Origin of the sequence: Streptomyces sp. NPDC058295, assembly GCF_042880655.1 — a bacterium.
In the GTDB taxonomy this organism is placed as follows: domain Bacteria; phylum Actinomycetota; class Actinomycetes; order Streptomycetales; family Streptomycetaceae; genus Streptomyces; species Streptomyces coriariae.
Genome location: NZ_JBHVYO010000021.1, coordinates 137,130 through 154,585, shown reverse-complemented (window position 1 = coordinate 154,585; position 17,456 = coordinate 137,130). Strand labels below are relative to the sequence as shown.

At 73.8% G+C, this 17,456-nt stretch carries 15 protein-coding genes and 1 pseudogene; 12 read left to right on the top strand and 4 right to left on the bottom strand.

All coding sequences use genetic code 11. The features are described 5' to 3' along the window. Together ACFVYS_RS23505 and ACFVYS_RS23500 are read left to right on the top strand one after the other, a co-directional pair. A pseudogene (locus ACFVYS_RS23505) lies at positions 1 to 655 on the top strand (hypothetical protein); the annotation flags it as partial. Next, on the top strand, positions 637 to 1,464 hold the full coding sequence (locus ACFVYS_RS23500) for a tetratricopeptide repeat protein (RefSeq protein ID WP_389504847.1): 828 nt from the start codon (positions 637 to 639) through the stop codon (positions 1,462 to 1,464). The pseudogene ACFVYS_RS23505 and the gene ACFVYS_RS23500, both read left to right, overlap by 19 nt. An 82-nt stretch (positions 1,465 to 1,546) precedes the next feature. Here the strand turns inward: ACFVYS_RS23500 and ACFVYS_RS23495 are convergent, their stop codons facing one another. Continuing rightward, a complete protein-coding gene (locus ACFVYS_RS23495; RefSeq protein WP_389504845.1) occupies positions 1,547 to 2,830 on the bottom strand; it encodes a DUF1015 domain-containing protein in 1,284 nt (427 codons plus the stop codon). A gap of 73 nt (positions 2,831 to 2,903) precedes the next feature. Here ACFVYS_RS23495 and ACFVYS_RS23490 point away from each other — a divergent pair, with 73 nt between their 5' ends. From ACFVYS_RS23490 to ACFVYS_RS23475, 4 genes are all read left to right on the top strand, one after another. Beyond that, entirely contained in the window at positions 2,904 to 3,932 is a 1,029-nt protein-coding gene (locus ACFVYS_RS23490; protein ID WP_389504843.1) for an HAD hydrolase-like protein, read from the top strand. Between the two features lie 129 nt (positions 3,933 to 4,061). Beyond that, positions 4,062 to 5,105 carry a FecCD family ABC transporter permease gene (locus tag ACFVYS_RS23485; protein ID WP_389504841.1) on the top strand — a complete coding sequence of 348 codons (1,044 nt, stop codon included), beginning with the start codon at positions 4,062 to 4,064 and terminating at the stop codon, positions 5,103 to 5,105. Continuing rightward, entirely contained in the window at positions 5,102 to 6,163 is a 1,062-nt protein-coding gene (locus ACFVYS_RS23480; RefSeq protein ID WP_389504839.1) for a FecCD family ABC transporter permease, read from the top strand. The genes ACFVYS_RS23485 and ACFVYS_RS23480 overlap by 4 nt, the downstream gene beginning before the upstream one ends. Beyond that, positions 6,160 to 7,053, top strand: coding sequence for an ABC transporter ATP-binding protein (locus ACFVYS_RS23475; protein WP_389504838.1), 894 nt, complete (start codon positions 6,160 to 6,162; stop codon positions 7,051 to 7,053). The genes ACFVYS_RS23480 and ACFVYS_RS23475 overlap by 4 nt, the downstream gene beginning before the upstream one ends. On the opposite strand, the gene ACFVYS_RS23470 is transcribed toward ACFVYS_RS23475, so the two are convergent. Then, entirely contained in the window at positions 7,037 to 7,384 is a 348-nt protein-coding gene (locus tag ACFVYS_RS23470) for an SCP2 sterol-binding domain-containing protein (RefSeq protein ID WP_389504836.1), read from the bottom strand. The genes ACFVYS_RS23475 and ACFVYS_RS23470 overlap by 17 nt on opposite strands. Positions 7,385 to 7,426: 42 nt before the next feature. Between ACFVYS_RS23470 and ACFVYS_RS23465 the strand changes: the two genes are divergently transcribed. From ACFVYS_RS23465 to ACFVYS_RS23445, 5 genes are all read left to right on the top strand, one after another. Next, the gene (locus ACFVYS_RS23465) at positions 7,427 to 7,723 is read left to right on the top strand and encodes a hypothetical protein (RefSeq protein ID WP_389504834.1); all 297 of its coding nucleotides are present in this window, start codon (positions 7,427 to 7,429) and stop codon (positions 7,721 to 7,723) included. A 7-nt stretch (positions 7,724 to 7,730) separates the two neighbouring features. Next, complete coding sequence (locus ACFVYS_RS23460; RefSeq protein ID WP_142269610.1) at positions 7,731 to 8,546, top strand: TlyA family RNA methyltransferase; 816 nt, start codon at positions 7,731 to 7,733, stop codon at positions 8,544 to 8,546. Further along, entirely contained in the window at positions 8,543 to 9,448 is a 906-nt protein-coding gene (locus ACFVYS_RS23455) for an NAD kinase (RefSeq protein ID WP_020128151.1), read from the top strand. The genes ACFVYS_RS23460 and ACFVYS_RS23455 overlap by 4 nt, the downstream gene beginning before the upstream one ends. 157 nt (positions 9,449 to 9,605) lie before the next feature. Next, complete coding sequence (gene recN / locus ACFVYS_RS23450) at positions 9,606 to 11,324, top strand: DNA repair protein RecN (protein WP_389504851.1); 1,719 nt, start codon at positions 9,606 to 9,608, stop codon at positions 11,322 to 11,324. Between the two features lie 837 nt (positions 11,325 to 12,161). Next, positions 12,162 to 13,289 carry a glycosyltransferase family 4 protein gene (locus tag ACFVYS_RS23445; protein WP_389504832.1) on the top strand — a complete coding sequence of 376 codons (1,128 nt, stop codon included), beginning with the start codon at positions 12,162 to 12,164 and terminating at the stop codon, positions 13,287 to 13,289. Positions 13,290 to 13,293: 4 nt separating this feature from the next. Here the strand turns inward: ACFVYS_RS23445 and ACFVYS_RS23440 are convergent, their stop codons facing one another. Next, positions 13,294 to 14,937: a PucR family transcriptional regulator gene (locus tag ACFVYS_RS23440; protein ID WP_389504830.1), complete on the bottom strand. Its 1,644-nt coding sequence runs from the start codon at positions 14,935 to 14,937 to the stop codon at positions 13,294 to 13,296. Between the two features lie 80 nt (positions 14,938 to 15,017). Between ACFVYS_RS23440 and ACFVYS_RS23435 the strand changes: the two genes are divergently transcribed. Then, positions 15,018 to 15,986, top strand: a complete 969-nt coding sequence (locus ACFVYS_RS23435; protein ID WP_389504828.1) for an LLM class F420-dependent oxidoreductase — start codon at positions 15,018 to 15,020, stop codon at positions 15,984 to 15,986. A 72-nt stretch (positions 15,987 to 16,058) separates the two neighbouring features. Here the strand turns inward: ACFVYS_RS23435 and ACFVYS_RS23430 are convergent, their stop codons facing one another. Beyond that, positions 16,059 to 17,441, bottom strand: a complete 1,383-nt coding sequence (locus tag ACFVYS_RS23430; RefSeq protein ID WP_389504826.1) for an FAD-binding oxidoreductase — start codon at positions 17,439 to 17,441, stop codon at positions 16,059 to 16,061. Positions 17,442 to 17,456 lie beyond the last annotated feature (15 nt).

Genomic DNA, 17,456 nt, shown 5'->3' with positions numbered 1-17,456 from the left:
GACCGACGTGATGACCGGGGTTCGCGTCCCGCGTTCCAGCGTGACGACCGCGGGCCGCGTCGCGACGACCGTGGCGAGCGTCCCCCCTTCCGTCGGGACGACCGACGCGATGACCGACGTGACGACCGACGTGATGACCGGGGTTCGCGTCCCGCGTTCCAGCGTGACGACCGCGGGCCGCGTCGCGACGACCGTGGCGAGCGTCCCCCCTTCCGTCGCGATGACCGACGCGATGACCGACGTGATGACCGACGTGATGACCGGGGTTCGCGTCCGGCCTTCCAGCGTGACGACCGCGGGCCGCGTCGCGACGACCGTGGCGAGCGTCCCCCCTTCCGTCGGGACGACCGGCGTGATGACCGACGTGACGATCGTGGTGATCGCCCCGCCTTCCGTCGGGACGACAACCGTGGCGGTGGCTACGACCGGGGTGACCGTGGGCCGCGTCGGGACGACCGTGGTGGACGGCCCGGTGGGTCCGGTGGTGGGTTCCGGGGCCGTGACGGGCGTGACGACCGTCGGGACGACCGGCGTGGTGGCGGGCCTCGTTTCCGCGACGAGCGGGACCGGGACCGCGAGCCGATCAAGCGGCTGCCGATCCCGGAGGACGTCACCGGCGACGAGATCGACAAGGACGTGCGGCAGGAGCTCCTGAGCCTGCCCAAGACGCTCGCCGAGGATGTCGCCAAGAACCTGGTGATGGTCGCCCGGCTGATCGACGAGGACCCCGAGGGTGCCTACGGGTACTCCAAGGTGGCCCTGCGGCTCGCTTCGCGTGTCGCCGCCGTGCGGGAGGCGGCCGGGTTCGCCGCGTACGCCACCCAGAAGTACAGCGAGGCGCTCGCCGAGTTCCGTGCCGCGCGGCGGATGTCCGGTGGTGTCGAGCTGTGGCCCGTCATGGCCGACTGTGAGCGTGGGCTCGGGCGGCCGGAGAAGGCGCTCGACATGGCCGGTGCTCCCGAGGTGAACAAGCTCGACAAGGCCGGCCAGGTGGAGATGCGGCTCGTCGCGGCGGGTGCCCGGCGTGACATGGGGCAGCTGGACGCGGCCATCGTGACGTTGCAGAGCCCCGAGCTCGCCGCCGGATCCATTCAGCCGTGGACCGCGCGGCTGAGGTACGCGTACGCCGACGCGCTGCTCGCCGCAGGGCGTGAGGGCGAGGCACGGGAGTGGTTCGCGAAGGCCCTCGAGGCCGACCGGGACGGCAGCACGGACGCCTCCGACCGGCTCGCCGAGATGGACGGGGTGGACTTCGTCGACGCCTTGGACGAGGACGAGGACGGGGTCGTGACCGAGCACGAGACCGAGCACGAGACTGCGTCCGAGTCCGAGTCCGAGTCCGAGTCCGAGTCCGACGAGACCGTCGTCGAGCGGGCGACGGAAGCGGAAGAGGGCGGGGACTCGGTCGAGGGTCAGCTCGGTCGTGACGAGACCGAGCACGTGGTCGACCGTGACGAGGACTGACGCAGGCCGGTAGCAGCGGCGAGGGGCGGGATCCGGTTTTCACCGGGTCCCGCCCCTTCGTGCGTTCGGGGGTGCGGCGCGCTCAGAGGTCGAGTGCGCGCAGGACCAGGCCCGAGGCGGGTTTCGGGCCGAACGACGTCGACTTGCGCGGCATCGTGACGCCCTGCCGGGCGAGATCGCGGACGACCTCCTCGCGGACGGGGTGCAGGAGGACCGCCGTACCGCCGTCGCGTTCCGCCTTGCGTACCGTCGCGGCGGTGTCGTGGATGTAGGCGATGCGGGCGGGGTCGTCCTCGGGGATCTGCCAGATGTGGTCGAGGAGCGTGGCGTGCAGGACCGTGGCGTCCAGGGTGCGCCAGGCCTCGGGGAAGTCGGCGGGGACCGTGCGGTCGAGGAGTGCCGGGTCCGGTCGGTCGACGAGGTGGAAGGCGCCGTCGCCCGCCAGCAGGAACCCGTTGCCGGCGCAGACCGTGTCCGCGAGGGCGTCGAGGGCCTCAGCGAGGGGGACGTCCAGGCGCTGGACGCGGAAGTGGCCGTCGAGCGCGGCCAGGGCGTCGGCGACCGGAAAGCCGTGCAGCAGGCGGTGGATGGCGCGGACGCGCAACGGGAAGCGGGCGGTGTCGACCAGGAGGACCAGACCGTGGTCCCAGGGGCTGGGGGAGGGGTGCTCCGCGCGTAGACGCAGGTAGGTCGCCCAGCGGTGGTGACCGTCGGCGATGAGGGCCTGATGGTGGGCCAGGTCCGCGAGGACGCGGGCCGTCTCGGCGGGGTCGGTGATCGCCCAGAGGCGGTGGCTGTAGCCGTCCTCGGTAGTGGTGGACAGGAGCGGAGGGCGCTCCGCCGCGCGGTCCACGATCTCTGCCGCGGTGCCGTTGCCGCGGTAGGTGAGGAGGAGGGGTTCGAGGTTGGCGTGCGTGGCGCGCATCAGGGCCGCGCGGTCCGCGACGATGTGCGGCATGACGTCCTCATGGGGAAGGACGATTCCCTCCGAGGGCTCGGAGACCCGCAGGGTGCCGATCAGGCCGCGCTGGAGCATGCCGTCCGCGTGCCGCTGCTCATAGACGTACAGGGCGGGCTCGGGGTCCGCGGTCAGGACGCCCTCGGCCAGCCAGCCGCGCAGGGTGTCGGCGGCCTGTTCGTTGCGGGCGGCGGGGGTGGTGGCCTGGGGCAGGATCAGGCGGACGATGTTGTACGGGTCCGCGTCCTGGAGGTGGTGCAGGCCGTCGGGGCGGACCACGACGTCGTACGGCGGGGAGGTGACGGCGGCGAGACTGCCGACCCGGTCGGGGTCGTAGCGCAGGCCTCGGAACGGGGTGAGTTCCAGGCCTCGGGGCGCCGTTGCTTCCGAGTGACCTGCTGAGTTCATCCCGGCATCGTACGTCTGTCGGTGGCATGCGGGATGATCGGGGGAAAGCGGAGCGAACGAGGAGCGATGTGGAATGAGCCGGAGCGTCAGGACGAGGCCCGAGGGCAGTGGGCAGGCCCTGAGCGAGGCGTACGACACGGCGCTGCTCGACCTGGACGGGGTGGTGTACGCGGGGGGCAACGCGATCGCGTACGCCGTCGAGTCGCTGGCCACCGCGCGTGCGGGCGGGATGCATCTCGCGTACGTCACCAACAACGCGCTGCGGACGCCGGACGCGGTGGCCGGGCATCTGACGGAGCTGGGGATACCGACGGGCGCCGACGATGTCATCACCTCGGCGCAGGCGGTCGCGCGGCTGATCAGTGAGCAGGTGCCGGCCGGAGCGCGGGTGCTGGTGATCGGCGGGGAAGGGCTGCGGGTCGCGTTGCGCGAGCGCGGGCTCGAACCGGTGGAGTCGGCGGACGACGATCCGGCGGCCGTGGTGCAGGGGTTCGGCGGGCCCGATCTGCCGTGGGGGCGGTTCGCGGAGGCTTCGTACGCCGTCGCGCGCGGGGTGCCGTGGTTCGCGTCCAACACCGACCTGACGATCCCCAGCGGGCGGGGCATCGCGCCGGGCAACGGCGCGGCGGTGCAGGTCGTGCGGATCGCGACCGGTGCCGAGCCGCAGGTCGCGGGTAAGCCGCTGCCTCCCATGCACCGTGAGACGATCCTGCGGACCGGCGCCGAGCGGCCGTTGGTCGTCGGGGACCGGTTGGACACGGACATCGAGGGGGCGTTCAACGGCGAGGTCGACTCACTGCTCGTCCTCACCGGCGTCACCGACGGGGCGCAACTGCTCGCCGCGCCGCCCCAGCACCGGCCGACGTATGTCGACGGCGATCTGCGGGGGATGCTCACCGGTCAGCCCGAGGTCGCCGTGGACGGTGGCGGCTTCCGCTGCGGTGGCTGGACGGCGAGCGCGGGTGCCGAGAGTCTGGAGCTGGTGGGGGACGGCGAAGTCCTGGACGGGCTGCGGGCGTTGTGCGCGGCGGCCTGGACGGCGGCCGGTGAGGGGACGTGCGAGCTGGACGGAGCGAAGGCGCTGGCGCGGCTGGGGTTGTGAGCCGCAGGGCCGGGAAGGGGCGGGCGGTGGGACCGCGGAGCGGTGATGCCGTGACCTCGGCGCGGCTCGTGATCAGGGATCAGGGATCAGGGATCGAGGCGCGTTGGCAGGGTAGGCTAACCTAACTGCGTGTTGGTCGACAGTGTTCCCGAACAGCGCGCGGAGACCGCCCCCGCGCCTCCCAACCGCCGGGCGATACGGTCCGTCGGGCTGCTCGCCGCCGTGGCGGTCCTGCTGCTGGTGGCGGTGGCGAGCATCGCCGTCGGGGCCAAGGAGCTGTCCGTGGCGCAGGTGCTGCACGGGCTGTTCGAGGACTCGGGAACGTACGCGGACGTCGTGGTCGACGAGCGGTTGTCGCGGACCGTGCTGGGGCTGCTCGTCGGGGCCGCGCTCGGACTCTCCGGTGCCGTGCTCCAGGCGCTGACACGCAATCCGCTGGCCGACCCCGGGCTGCTCGGTATCAACGCGGGCGCCTCGGCGGCCGTCGTCACCGCCATCACCTACTTCGGCGTCACGAGCCTGACCGGCTATGTGTGGTTCGCCTTCTTCGGGGCGGCAGCCGTCGGCGCGCTGGTCTGGTTCCTCGGCGGGAGCCGGGGGGCGACGCCGGTGCGGCTCGCGCTCGCCGGCACGGCGATCAGCGCCGCGCTCTACGGCTATCTCCAGGCCGTGATGATCATGGATGACGCGGCGCTCGCCAGGATGCGGTTCTGGACGGTCGGTTCGCTGTCCACGGCGACCGACGAGACCATCCGGCAGGTGCTGCCCTTCCTGGTCGTCGGCACCCTTCTCGCGTTCGTCCTTGCGCGGCCGCTCAACGCCGTGGCCATGGGCGACGACACCGCCAAGGCGCTGGGAGCGAACCTCAACCGCACCCGGGCGCTGTCGATGCTGGCCGCGACCGTGCTGTGCGGTGCCGCGACCGCCGCCTGCGGGCCGATCGTGTTCGTCGGGCTGATGGTCCCGCACATCGTCCGCTCGTTCACCGGCCCCGACCTGCGCTGGATCATGCCGTACGCGGCCGTCCTGTCGCCGGTGCTGCTGCTGGGCTCCGATGTCATCGGCCGGGTCGTCGCCCGGCCCTCGGAGGTCCAGGTCGGCATCATCACCGCGATCATCGGCGGGCCGGTCTTCATCTTTCTCGTACGACGGCGGAGGACGGCCCAGCTGTGAAGACCGCGCAGAAGATCCCCCACGGCCGCCCTCGGGCGCTGCGCACCCCGGGCGGGTACTCCGTCCGGTTGGAGCCGCGGGCGCTGATCGTCGTCGCCGCGCTGGTGGTGGCCGCGCTCGCCGCGAGCGTGGTGCTGATCGGCACCGGCGACTTCCCGATCCCGGCCGGAGACGTCGTGAAGACACTGCTCGGCGACGGCAACGCCGGCCAGGAGTTCATCGTCAACGAGCTGCGGCTGCCGCGGGTCCTCGTGGGCCTGCTCGTCGGGGCTTCGCTGGGGCTCGGCGGTGCGCTCTTCCAGGCCGTGTCGCGCAACCCGCTGGGCAGCCCGGACGTGCTGGGGCTCGGACAGGGCGCGACGGCCGGCGCCCTCGTGATGATCGTGCTGTTCTCCGGGAGCGCCGCCCAGGTGACCGTCGGCGCGCTGGTGGGCGGCCTGGTGACCGGGGCCCTGATCTATCTGCTGGCGTGGAAGCGGGGCGTCCACGGGTACCGGCTGGTGCTCGTCGGCATCGGCATCTCGGCGATCGCGACGGCGGTCAACGGCTATCTGATGACCAAGGCGGACTTCGTCGACGCGGCCCGCGCGGTCGTGTGGATGACCGGCACCCTCGACGGCCGTGACTGGAAGCAGGTCTGGCCGCTGCTCGTGCTGGCCTGTGTGCTCGTGCCGCTCGTGCTCGCCAACGCGCGCGGGCTGCGGATGATGGAGATGGGCGACGACGTCTCGCACGCGCTGGGGGTGCGGGTGGAGCGCGTCCGGCTGGTGCTGATGGTCTCCGCCGTGCTGCTCACCGCGGCCGCCACCGCCGCCGCGGGGCCCGTCAGCTTCGTGGCGCTCACCGCGCCGCAGCTCGCCCGGCGCCTGACCCGCTCGCCCGGGCCCAACCTCGTGCCGTCCCTGTGCATGGGCGCAGCCCTGCTGGTCACCGCCGACTGGGCCTCCCAGCGGCTCTTCGGTGACGGACAACTGCCGGTGGGCGTGGTCACCGGTGTGCTGGGCGGGGTGTACCTGCTGTGGCTCCTGGTCACCGAGCGCAGGGCGGGCCGGATATGAGCGGCGCGGTCGACGACAACGGCCGTCCGGCCGACCGGAACAATCCAAGGAGCACCGTGAACCGCCTGTCCGCCGAGAACGTCACCCTCGCCTATGACCAGCGGGTCATCGCCGAACAGCTGTCGGTGGAGATACCGGACAACTCCTTCACGGTGATCGTCGGCCCGAACGCCTGCGGCAAGTCGACGCTGCTGCGGGCGCTGTCGCGGATGCTGAAGCCGAGTCAGGGCCGGGTGCTGCTCGACGGGCAGGTCATCCAGTCGATGCCCGCGAAGAAGGTGGCGCGGACGCTGGGGCTGCTGCCGCAGTCGTCGATCGCGCCCGACGGGATCAGCGTCGCCGACCTCGTGGGCCGCGGCCGCTACCCGCACCAGGGCATCCTGCGCCAGTGGTCGGCCGAGGACGAGCGGATCGTGCAGGAGTCCATGGCGCAGACCGGGGTGGCCGAGCTCGCCGACCGCTATGTCGACGAGCTGTCCGGCGGTCAGCGCCAGCGGGTGTGGATCGCGATGGCCCTCGCCCAGCAGACACCGCTGCTGCTGCTCGACGAGCCGACGACCTTCCTCGACATCCAGCACCAGATCGACGTACTGGACCTGTGCGCGGAGCTGCACGAGGAGCAGGGGCGCACGCTCGTCGCGGTGCTGCACGACCTGAACCACGCGGCCCGGTACGCGACCCATCTGATCGCGCTGAAGGGCGGCGAGGTCATCGCGCAGGGCGCGCCGAACGACATCGTCACCGCCGCTCTGGTGGAGGAGGTCTTCGGGCTGCGCTGCCAGGTCATCGACGACCCGGAGACGAGGACCCCCCTGGTCGTGCCCGCGGCGCGCAGGGCACGGGCGCGGGCCGGGCAGGCGGAGCAGGCGGTCGTTACAGAAGTTTCCTGAGCTGGAACAGATCGCGCAGCCCCGCCTCGAGCTTCACCCGGCCCGAGCCCCAGGCTTTGGCGAAGTTCAGCTCGCCGGCGACCAGCGCGACCAGGTCGTCGCCGGTCATGCTCAGCCTGATCTGGGCCTTCTCCACGGGAGGCCCCTGAAGGGTGTCGTGCACGACGATCCGGCCGTCGGTCATCCGGCCGACGAACGTGACGTCCAGGTCGGTGATCCGGCAGCTCACCGAGCGGTCGAGGGCGGCGGCCGCCCGGACGTCCCCTTCGGCGCTGCGCATGTTGTCCGAGAGCTTCTCGAGTGCGGCGTGGCACTCCTCGATCGTGGCCATCGTGATCGACGGTACCCCAGGCCTTCGAGGTAGCGTCTTCGCATGAGCGACACAGCGCCGGAGCCGGCCACGGAGACCGTGCCGGAGGCCGTGCCCGAGGAACAGGAGCGCGAGCACGATCCCGCCGCGCCCGCCCCGCTGGGCGTCCCGCGGACCCCCACCGGCAACGCGGAGGTGGACGCGCTGCTGGACCGGCTGGCGGACGCCGACCACCTCGCCACCGACGGACACGTCGAGGTGTACGAGGATGTACACCGGGGGCTGCGCGACGCGCTCACCGCGCTCGACGCCCGCCCGGGACCTCCGGCGCCCCCGGTGTCGTACCAACACAGGAGCTGAACCGAACGTGGCAGGAGTCGCACGACGCCGTCTGGACGCGGAGCTGGTCCGCCGCAAGCTCGCGCGCTCGCGTGAGCATGCCGGCCAGCTGATCGCCGCCGGGCGGGTCAGCGTCGGCAAGACGGTCGCGACCAAGTCCGCGACCCAGGTCGAGACGGCGGCCGCGATCGTCGTGGCCGTCGACGGCGACGACCCCGACTACGTGTCCCGGGGCGGCCACAAGCTCGCCGGCGCGCTGGCCGCGTTCGTGCCGCGGGGGCTTCTGGTGGAGGGGCGGCGGGCGCTGGACGCCGGCGCCTCGACCGGCGGGTTCACCGATGTGCTGCTGCGCGCGGGGGCCGCGCACGTGGTCGCCGTGGACGTCGGATACGGACAACTCGCGTGGTCTCTTCAGAGCGATGAACGCGTCACCGTCAAGGACCGTACGAACGTACGCGAGTTGACGCTTGAAGCGATCGATGGGAAGCCTGTGGATCTTGTCGTGGGGGACTTGTCCTTCATCCCGCTGGGGCTGGTGCTGCCCGCCCTGGCACGGTGCACCGCGCCGGACGCGGACCTGGTGATGATGGTCAAGCCGCAGTTCGAGGTGGGGAAGGAACGGCTCGGCAGCGGGGGTGTCGTACGGAGTCCGCAGCTACGGGCGGAAGCGGTGCGGGGTGTGGCCGGGAAGGCGTGGGACCTGGGGCTCGGGGTGAAGGGTGTCACCGCCAGCCCGCTGCCCGGACCTTCGGGCAATGTCGAGTACTTTCTGTGGCTCAGGGCCGGGGCGCCCGCCCTCGACCCGGCCGACGTTGACCGTGCAGTTGCGGAGGGGCCGCGTTGACTCAGAACCGAGCTCGTACTGTTTTCCTGCTCGCCCACACCGGGCGGCCCGCGGCCATCCGCAGCGCCGAGCTGGTCGTCAAGGGGCTGCTGCGTGAGGGCATCGGGGTGCGCGTCCTGGAGTACGAGGCCGCCGACCTGCCGCTGCCGGAGGAGGTGGAGCTGGTCTCCGAGGCCACCCCGCAGTGCCTGGAGGGGTGCGAGCTGCTCATCGTCCTCGGCGGCGACGGCACGCTGCTGCGCGGCGCGGAGTTCGCGCGGGCGTCCGGGGTGCCGATGCTGGGCGTCAACCTCGGGAGCGTCGGCTTCCTCGCCGAGGCCGAGCGCGACGACCTCGACAAGGTCGTCGACCGGGTGGTGACGAAGGCGTACGAGGTCGAGGAGCGGATGACCGTCGATGTCGTCGTGCATCGCAACGGGGACATCGTGCACACCGACTGGGCGCTGAACGAGGCGGCCGTGCAGAAGGCCGGCGCGGAGAAGCTGCTCGAGGTCGTGCTGGAGATCGACGGGCGGCCGGTCACCGGGTTCGGGTGCGACGGCATCGTGCTGTCCACGCCGACGGGGTCGACCGCGTACGCGTTCTCGGCGGGCGGGCCCGTGGTGTGGCCCGAGGTCGAGGCGCTGCTGATGGTGCCGATCAGTGCGCACGCGCTGTTCGCGAAGCCGTTGGTGACCTCGCCCGACTCCGTGCTCGCGGTGGAGGTGCTGCCGCACATTCCGCCGGGCGTCCTGTGGTGCGACGGACGGCGGACCGTCGAGCTGCCCGCCGGTGCCCGGGTGGAGGTGCGGCGGGGGGCCGTGCCGGTCCGGCTCGCCCGGCTGCATCACGCGTCGTTCACGGATCGGCTGGTGGCGAAGTTCGCCCTGCCCGTCTCGGGGTGGCGAGGGGCCCGGCACTAGCGGTCCGAACGCTCCCGCGCCCCGGGTGCAACTCCACTCACCCGGGTGACACGGGGCCGTCGATACACATTCTTCACCTGCGGGTTCCCCTTCCGGGGCCGGGGGGCGTCGCACTTCCTCCCCCCGACCTCGTAAGGTCTTGTCCGTGTTGGAGGAGATGCGGATACGGTCGCTCGGAGTCATCGACGACGCTGTCGTCGAGCTGTCGCCAGGCTTCACCGCTGTCACGGGTGAGACGGGCGCGGGCAAGACCATGGTGGTCACCAGCCTCGGGCTGCTGCTGGGCGGGCGCGCTGATCCCGCGCTCGTGCGGATCGGCGCCGAGAGGGCGGTCGTGGAGGGGCGGATCGCCATGCCCCCGAACGCCCCGGTGGTGGTACGGGCCGAGGAGGCCGGGGCCGAGCTCGACGACGGGGCGTTGCTCATCAGCCGTACCGTTTCCGCCGAGGGGCGGTCGCGGGCGCATGTGGGCGGGCGGAGTGTGCCCATGGGCGTGCTCGCCGAGCTCGCCGACGAGCTGGTCGCCGTCCACGGGCAGACGGATCAGCAGGGGCTGCTGAAGCAGTCCCGGCAACGACAGGCGCTCGACCGGTACGCGGGCGACGCGGTGACCGTGCCGCTCGCCAAGTACACCGAGGCCTACCGACGGCTGCGGGCCGTCGCCGTCGAGCTGGAGGAGATCGTCACCCGCGCGCGTGAGCGGGCCCAGGAGGCCGACATGCTGCGCTTCGGGCTCGACGAGATCGCCGGCGTCGAACCGCGCGCCGGGGAGGACGTGGAGCTGGCGGAGGAGGCCGAACGGCTCGGGCACGCGGAAGCGCTGTCGTCCGCCGCCACGGCCGCCCACGCCGCCCTCGCCGGTAATCCGGAGGACCCCGAGGGCATCGAGGCGACCACGCTCGTCGCGGGCGCGCAGCGGGCCCTGGAGGCCGTCAGGTCGCACGATCCGGCGCTGGCCGCGCTCGCCGACCGGATCGGGGAGATCGGGATCCTGCTGGGCGATGTGGCGGGCGAGCTCGCGGGGTACGCCGACGACCTCGACGCCGATCCGCTGCGGCTGTCGGCCGTCGAGGAGCGGCGGGCCGCGCTCACCGCGCTCACCCGCAAGTACGGGCAGGACGTGGCCTCCGTGCTCGTCTGGGCCGAGCAGAGCGCCGCCCGGCTCACCGAGCTGGACGGCGACGACGAGCGCATCGACGAGCTGACCGCCGAACGGGACGCGCTGCGCGCCGAACTCGGTGGGCTGGCGCAGGCACTGACGGACGCGCGCGCGGACGCCGCCGAGCGGTTCGCCGCCGCGGTGACCGCCGAGCTGGCCTCTCTCGCCATGCCGCACGCGCGCGTGTCGTTCGACATCCGGCAGACCGAGGACCCGGAGGGCGTCGAGGTCGGCGGCCGTCCGGTCGCCTACGGGCCGGCCGGTGCGGACGAGGTCGAGCTGCTGCTCGCCCCGCACCCGGGCGCGCCGCCGCGGCCCATCGCCAAGGGCGCGTCCGGCGGTGAGCTCTCGCGCGTGATGCTGGCCGTCGAGGTCGTGTTCGCGGGGACGGACCCCGTGCCGACGTATCTCTTCGACGAGGTCGACGCGGGGGTCGGCGGCAAGGCGGCGGTCGAGATCGGGCGGCGCCTCGCCCGGCTCGCCAAGACCGCTCAGGTCGTGGTGGTCACCCACCTTCCGCAGGTCGCCGCCTTCGCCGACCGGCAGCTGCTGGTCGAGAAGACCAACGACGGGTCGGTGACCCGGTCCGGCGTGAAGGTCCTCGAGGGCGAGGACCGCATCCGGGAGCTGTCCCGGATGCTCGCAGGGCAGGAGGACTCCGAGACGGCCCGGGCGCACGCCGAGGAGCTGCTGGCCACGGCCCGCGCGGACGGCTAGCGCCGGTCGGTGCCGGCCCCGTCCGGTCCGGGTGCCGGGCGGCAGCCGGCCGTTCCCGAGGGTGAAGGCATGTCCACCCCGAGGGGGACGGGGCCCGGCGTTCGCGGTGGCGGCCGGGTCGCCCCGGGGAACGGCGGCGCCCTGTGCGCCCCGGTGCCGACAGGGCGCGCACGCCACGACGGGAGCGCGAATCCCACGCGCGGGCGGACGATTCGGGCCGCATGCGGTCCGTCGCCGCCCTGGGCGCCACTCCGGCCGTCGGGCTTGCCCGGGCTGCCGTCAGGGCCGCGAGAACCAAGGGGGGCGGGGACGTTCGGGCTGTACGCCGACCCCCGCTGTCGCCCTGGCCGCCACTCCGGCCGTAGGGCTTGTGGGCGGACAGACGGGCGGACGGGCTGGGTCGGCCGGGGTCTTGTCGGGGCTGCCGCCGGGAGCGCGGGAACCACGGGGGATGGTCGGGCTGTACTCCGGCCCCCCGGCCGCCCTGGACGCCACCTCGGCCGCCACGTTGACCGTCGTGCTCGCGGACGGACGGGCGGACGGGCCGGGTCGGCCGTCGGCTTGGCGGGGCCGTCGCCGGGGTCTGTGGGGGCAGGTGAGCGAGGTGGCGAGGTCAGCGCTTGGGTAATCGAACGGAACCCCGGTTTCTCTCACCCGTGTGGGTGATGAGGGGGACTCTGTGACCGGGTGTCAGGGCGCTCGGCGGCACGGAACACCCGTACGTGCTGGCATCCTTGGGCGTAGTACGTGGAGGAACGCCAGCGGTCCACCCCTCCGCCCGGTCCCTTTGTACGTTTCTTCGTGACCGTCCGACGCCGAACCAGGAGCCCCGGCCACGTGAGCAGCCACTCACCGCACGGCCAGTCGTCGCTGCGCACCGTGCAGGTGCTGGGCGGCGGCAACGCCGGCAGCAGCGCGCATGTGCGTTCCCTGGCAGCGGGGCTCGTCGCGCGGGGCGTGCGGGTGACGGTGTGCGCCCCCGGCGAGGCGGATGACACCTACGACTTCACGGGGGCCGGGGCCGAACACGTGCACGTGCCGCGCAGCAGCGATCCGGGATCCGTGGCGGCGCTCCGGGCGGCCTGCACGGACGCCGACCTCGTCCACGCGCACGGACTGCACGCCTCGTTCCGTGCCGTCCTCGCGCTCAGCGGGCGGCGCACCCCGCTCATCGTCACCTGGCACAACCGCGCGCACGCCGAGGGGGCCCGCGCCCATCTGCTGCGGCTGTTGGAACGACGGGTCGCGAGGACGGCGACCGTGGTCCTCGGCACCACCTCCGACCTCGTCGACCGGGCCCGCAGGACCGGCGCACGTGACGCACGGCTCGCCGCCGTGGCGCTGCCCCGGCCCCGCCGGACCGAGGGGCTCGAGGAGTCCGACCGGCCGTCCTCGAAGCTGCGGGCCGAACTCGGCGCCATAGGGCGCCCGTTGCTCACGGCCGTCGGGTCCCTGGACGCTCACCGCGGTCACGACCTGCTGCTGGACGCCGCGCGGGTGTGGCGCGGCCTCGACCCCGTGCCGCTGGTCGTGGTGGCGGGGGAGGGGCCGCAGCGGGCGGAGCTCCAGCGCCGCATCGAGGACGAGGAGCTGCCCGTCCGGCTGCTCGGGCGCCGCGACGACGTGAGCGAACTCCTCGCCGCCGCCGACCTCGCGCTGCTGCCCGGCGGCGGGGAGTCCCGGTCGGTCCTGGCCCAGGAGGCCCTGCACGCGCGCGTGCCGCTCGTCGCCGCCCTGACCGGCGGCATCCGCGAACTCGTCGGCGACGCGGCCGAACTGGTCCCGCCGCACGACCCGGAGGCCCTCGCCGCGGCCGCCGCACGCCTCCTCGACGACCCCGAACGGGCCGAACGCCTCCGGGACCTGGGCACCCGGCAGGCGGCCGGCTGGCCCACCGAGGACGAGACCGTCGCCCAGGTCCTCAGCGTCTACGACGAGCTGACGCAGCTCCGGCCGATGATCTGAGCCACTACGCCACGTGCCGCCGCGCCCGCAGCGCCAGGCTCAACGCCAGGACCGTCTGCGGGTCGTCGAGGTCGGTGCCGAGCAACTCGCCGATGCGGGCGAGACGGTTGTACAGCGTCTGCCGGTTCAGATGCAGCTCGCGGGCCGTCTCCGCCTTGCGTCCCGCGTGCGCGAGGTAGGTCTCCAGGGTGGGCAGCAGGGGCGGCTTGGAGCGGTGGTCGTGGTCGCGGACCGGGCCGATCGCGCGGTCCACGAAGGCCGCCAGGTCGGGGTGGTCGCGCAGCCGCCACAGCAGGAGGTCGATGTCCAGGCGCCGGGCGTCGTACCAGGGGCGGTCCGACAGGCCCTGCGCGGCGGTCGCCGTCTCCGCCGCGTGTCTGAGGCCCGCCGAGGCGGCCGCCCAGCCGCCCGCCACCCCGACCACCACCACCGGCGGCTGGGCACCCGGTCGCTGCATCCCGGCCCGTTCCACCCCGGCCCGCAGCGCCGCCGCGACCCGGTCCGCCACCGCCGAGCGCTCCGACTCCGACCGCAGGCCCAGCAGCAACGGCACCCGGCCCTCCACCGGCCGCACACCGAGCAGCACGGGCACACCCACCGACGCCAGCTCCTCGGCGACCGCCCGCGCCAGCACCGCCCAGCCCCCGCCGGGGGAGAGGCCGTCGCCCAGCCGCATGACGACCGGGAGCAGCGGACTGGCGCCCGGCTTGAAGCCGAGGACGCGCGCCTGCGCCGGAGCGTCCTCCGCGGCGATCCGGCCCTCGGCGAGGTCGGTGAGGAAGTCGCCCCGGCCGCGTGCCGCCAGCTCCTCCTCCTGGCGGGCCTGCATCAGCACCACGGCCAGGATCCCGGCCGCGCGTTCGGCGGCGATCCGGTGCACCGGTGCGAGAGGGGCGCGCACGGGCAGCAGCACGAGCCGGGCGCGTACCGAGCCCGCCCCCGGCCCGCCCCCGGGCACGTCCACCAGCACCGAGCCGACGGGTGGCGGAGCGTCCTTGTGCGGCCCGCGCAGGCCCTCCCACACCTGCAGCGGGTCCGCGCCCTCGGGGCCGGCTCCGGCGGCGTACAGAAGCTGGCCCTCGGTCGTCTCCAGGAAGACGGGGTTGCCGCTGAAGTCCGCCAGGATGCCCAGGACCTGCGGTATCCCGCCCCCGCCGAGCAGCGCTTCGGTACAGCGCCGGTGCACTTCCTCGGCCTGCTGGAGCAGGGCGTAGTGCCCGTTGACGATCTCGGTGTGGATCTCCTCCGTGACGGTCACGAACGGCACCTCGCGGTGCAGCTGGACCAGGGGGAGCCCGGTCGTGCGCGCCGTCTCGACCAGGGCCGCGGGCAGCCGGGTGAAGCGCGGGCCCAGCTCGATCACCAGGGCCGCGATGCCCCGCTCGGCCAGCGTGCGGACGAACGCCCGCTGCTCGGCCGGACGGGTGCCGAGGCCGTAGCCCGTGGTCAGCAGCAGCTCGCCGCCCTTGAGCAGCGAGGCGATGTTCGGGACCTCGCCCGCGTGCACCCAGCGCACCGTGCGGCCCAGCCGGTCGGCGCCCGCGAGGATCTCGGGGAGCCCGCTGCGCAGGCCGGGCAGCTCCAGCGCGCGCCGCACGGTGATGCCGGCGCTCTGGCTGTCGAATCGGTGGTCCGTGCCGCTGTCCATGCAGCGGACGCTACCTGCGCGGACGTCCCGGTGACAGCTCCGTCCGGCATGGGGCGGCTGTCGTCGGGTAGCGGCGGACCATGGATCTCAGTGTGGTGGCCGTGGCCCGTGAGGACGACAGCCCGGTCGACGAGCCGCTGCGGGTCGCGGCGCTCGCCGACCGGCTCGGCTACCGGGAGGTGTGGGCGGGCGAAGGGCCGACCTGGGACGCCTTCGTGCTCGCCGCGGCGCTCGGCCGGGTCACCGAGCGGGTCGCGCTGACGGCCGGGCCGGTCCCGGTGTCGGTGCGCGACCCGTACACCCTCGCCCGGGGTGCCGCGTCGGTCTCCGCCGTCACCGGTGGACGGGCGGTCGGGGTGGCGCTGGGCACCTCGAGCAAACGCGTCGTGGAGGGCGTGCACGGGCGGCCCCTGGTGCGCCCCGCCGCCGTCCTGACCGAGACCGCGGCGGCCGTACGCACCCTGCTGCACGGCGCGCCCGGTGAGCCGGTCGTGCCCGGCAGCGCCTTCCGGCGTCGGCTCCCGCCGCCCGGCGGCCCGCTCACCGTGGCCGCCTTCGGGGACCGCGCGATCGCCGCGGCCGCCGCGCACGCCGACCGGATGCTGCTCGACGTCGTCTCCCCGGAGCAGGTCCGTGAGCTGCGCGCCGAGCTGGACGCGGCGGCCGGGCGGGTGGGACGTGCGCGGCCCACGCTCGCCGCCTGGCTGCCCGCGGCCGTCGACCCGGCGCCGGAGTCGCTCGCCGAGGTGCTGGGCAGCGTCGCCGGATATCTGACGGTGCCGGGGTACCGCGAGGTGTTCGCCGAGGCCGGTCTCGCGGACGCCGTCGAACTCGCCGCGGGCGGCGCCGACCGCGCCACCCTCGTCCGCGCCCTGCCGGCGGCAGCCGCGGCCACCGTCGGCCTGGTCGGCGGCCTCGACACCGTGCGCGCCCGGATCGACGCCTACGCGGAGGCGGGACTCGACGAGATCGCGCTCGTCCCGGCGACGGCGGGCGACCCGGCCGGGGAGCGGACGCTGACGGCGCTGGCGGGCCTCGCGCAGGGCTGACGGCCGGACCAGCCCGTACCGACCGGCAGCGGGCTCCGGCAGCCGGACCGACTGCTTGGGCGCCGACGGCTCTCAGGCCGGCTTGATGTTGTGGTTGAAGCGGAAGACGTTGTCCGGGTCGTACCGCCGCTTCACGTCCCCGAGCCGCCGGGCGTTCGCCTCGCCCACGCCCGCCACGACCCGGTCGGCGCCCTCGTCACCGATGAAGTTGAGGTAGACCGCGCCCGTGCTCCACGGCTGTACGGCGGCCCGGACGTCCCGGACCCACTGGACGCACCGCTCGTCGTCCGCCGGGTCCTCCCACAGGCCGAAGGGGTGCACACCCCAGGGCGCGTCGCGGTAGGGCACGGGGTACTCGTGCGGGCCGGCGGCGATCGCGCCGCCCTGCGGGAACAGCGCGTGCATGGTGCCGGTCGGCACGGGCATGGCCCGGCCGCGGGCGCAGTAGACGTCCACGAAGTCGTCCGGGGCGCCCGTCAGGTACTCCGCCGACCAGTAGTTCCGCATCCCGGGCGGATTGTCGATCATGCACTGGACGTCGGCGTACGGCATCGCCCCGACGACCTCGCTCTCGTGCGGCATCGCCAGCAGCGGTTCGGCGAGCTTGCGCATGTCCGCCTCGGTACCGGCGTACGTGAGCAGCACCCCGCACAACAGCGACCCGACCAGGTGTGGCGGGACGAACTCCTCGGGCGGGCCGGAGAGGTAGATGACGGCGCCGCCCGCCTCGTCCGGGCCGGCCGTGATCACGTCCCGGTAGGTGCGGGTGACCTCGGCGCCGAACTCGGGCAGGTACAGCAGCAGCGCGATGGAGAACTCGGGCAGCTCGTGCAGCTTCAGGGTGAGCGCGGTGGCGACACCGAAGTTGCCGCCGCCGCCGTGCAGTGCCCAGAACAGGTCGGGGTTCTCGTCGGCGTTCGCGTGGACCTGCCGGCCGTCGGCGGTGACCAGTTCGGCGCCGAGCAGGTTGTCGACGGCCAGCCCGCAGCAGCGGTCCAGCCAGCCGGCGCCGCCGCCGAGGACGAAGCCGCCGACGCCGGTGGTGGAGGCCCGTCCGCCGGTCGTGGCCAGACCGTGCGGCTGGCAGGCGCGGTCCAGGTCGCTCATCGTGGCGCCGCCCGCCACCCGTACCGCCTCGGCCGCGGGATCGACGGTGACCGCGCGCAGGTGGCGCAGGTCCACCACCACGGCCCCGTCGCCCAGCGCCATGCCGGCGACGCTGTGTCCGCCGCCGCGCACCGCGATGGGCAGGTCCAGATCCCGGGCGAAGCGCACCGACCGCACGACATCGGCCTCGTCCACGCACTGGGCGATCACCGCGGGACGGCGGTCGATCATCGCGTTGAAGACCGCCCGGGCCTCGTCGTAACCCGGATCCTCCGGGGCGAACACGTCGCCGACCAGTTCCTCGCGCAGCGCGGACAGTGCCGCGCCCGCCGTCGATGGGGAGGCCATGAGGCGCCCCCTTCC

Excerpts from the sequence above, each read along its gene's own strand:
- ACFVYS_RS23490 (WP_389504843.1), top strand. The coding sequence starts at position 2,904 with ATGAGCCGGAGCGTCAGGACGAGGCCCGAGGGCAGTGGGCAGGCCCTG.
- ACFVYS_RS23465 (WP_389504834.1), top strand. The coding sequence starts at position 7,427 with ATGAGCGACACAGCGCCGGAGCCGGCCACGGAGACCGTGCCGGAGGCC.
- ACFVYS_RS23435 (WP_389504828.1), top strand. The coding sequence starts at position 15,018 with ATGGATCTCAGTGTGGTGGCCGTGGCCCGTGAGGACGACAGCCCGGTC.
- ACFVYS_RS23430 (WP_389504826.1), bottom strand. The coding sequence starts at position 17,441 with ATGGCCTCCCCATCGACGGCGGGCGCGGCACTGTCCGCGCTGCGCGAG.
- ACFVYS_RS23475 (WP_389504838.1), top strand. The coding sequence starts at position 6,160 with ATGAGCGGCGCGGTCGACGACAACGGCCGTCCGGCCGACCGGAACAAT.
- recN (WP_389504851.1), top strand. The coding sequence starts at position 9,606 with ATGCGGATACGGTCGCTCGGAGTCATCGACGACGCTGTCGTCGAGCTG.
- ACFVYS_RS23495 (WP_389504845.1), bottom strand. The coding sequence starts at position 2,830 with ATGAACTCAGCAGGTCACTCGGAAGCAACGGCGCCCCGAGGCCTGGAA.
- ACFVYS_RS23470 (WP_389504836.1), bottom strand. The coding sequence starts at position 7,384 with ATGGCCACGATCGAGGAGTGCCACGCCGCACTCGAGAAGCTCTCGGAC.
- ACFVYS_RS23440 (WP_389504830.1), bottom strand. The coding sequence starts at position 14,937 with ATGGACAGCGGCACGGACCACCGATTCGACAGCCAGAGCGCCGGCATC.